The 272-nt window shown below is 37.5% G+C and carries 1 protein-coding gene; it reads left to right on the forward strand.

Going from position 1 to position 272, the window contains the following annotated elements:
• Positions 1-117: 117 nt before the first annotated feature.
• A partial coding sequence (locus AAEY88_RS13655; RefSeq protein WP_350563261.1) for a 2-thiouracil desulfurase family protein occupies positions 118-272 on the forward strand: 155 nt, incomplete at its 3' end.

Below are 272 nucleotides of genomic sequence, written 5' to 3' on the forward strand. Positions count from 1 at the left end.
GGGTATTACTGAACCAGAAGATATTAGCAAACTGATTAATTGCTTAGCTAACAAGTAAGTTTAGCTAAAACTAAAAAAGCTCCTTAGGGAGCTTTTTTGCTTTATAAGGATGTAGCTATGGAAAAAATACTAGTATCGAGTTGCTTGCTAGGGCATTCTGTTCGCTACGATGGTAAAGGACATGCAATTTTACATCCACAGCTTAATTTGTGGCAAAAGCAAAATAGATTAATTATATTTTGTCCTGAGGTCGCTGGTGGGCTTCCTACCCC

The sequence above is a fragment of the Psychrobacter sp. CAL346-MNA-CIBAN-0220 genome, from assembly GCF_040309805.1.
In the GTDB taxonomy this organism is placed as follows: domain Bacteria; phylum Pseudomonadota; class Gammaproteobacteria; order Pseudomonadales; family Moraxellaceae; genus Psychrobacter.